Below are 355 nucleotides of genomic sequence, written 5' to 3'. Positions count from 1 at the left end.
CCCCTGCCGGTTGTTGTCGACCGCGCGGATCGTCGCCTGCGTGCCCCGGAACTCCTCGACGTCCCACGACGCCCAGTCGAGGTTCTCGCTGTTCGAGCCGGTGGCGCTGCGCACCACGTCGCCGTCGACGATCAGGTTCACGCTCGTCTCGTTCGACCGCTTCCTCGATTCCTCGTCGCCGATCACGAGCTGGTCGAAGGTCAGATGCCCCCACCCGCCGGTGGCTTCGTCGCGGATGCGCAGCTGCGCGTCGCGCCCGTCGAACTCGGACACGTCCCAGGAGCCCCAGTCGAGCTCACCGCCGTCCCGTCCGGTCGCGGTGCGCACCGCCTCGCCGTCGACGACCAGCTCCGCC

The 355-nt window shown here is 70.7% G+C and carries 1 protein-coding gene; it reads right to left on the bottom strand.

All coding sequences use genetic code 11. The features are described from left to right. Positions 1-355 (bottom strand): hypothetical protein (locus tag R0J87_RS18945; RefSeq protein WP_498888160.1); only part of this gene is annotated, 355 nt, incomplete at both ends.

The organism is Halomonas sp. SIMBA_159 (assembly GCF_046536035.1).
GTDB lineage: Bacteria > Pseudomonadota > Gammaproteobacteria > Pseudomonadales > Halomonadaceae > Vreelandella > Vreelandella venusta_A.
The sequence above is the reverse complement of the archived record's forward strand: the minus strand, read 5'-3'. Positions and strand labels throughout refer to the sequence as shown.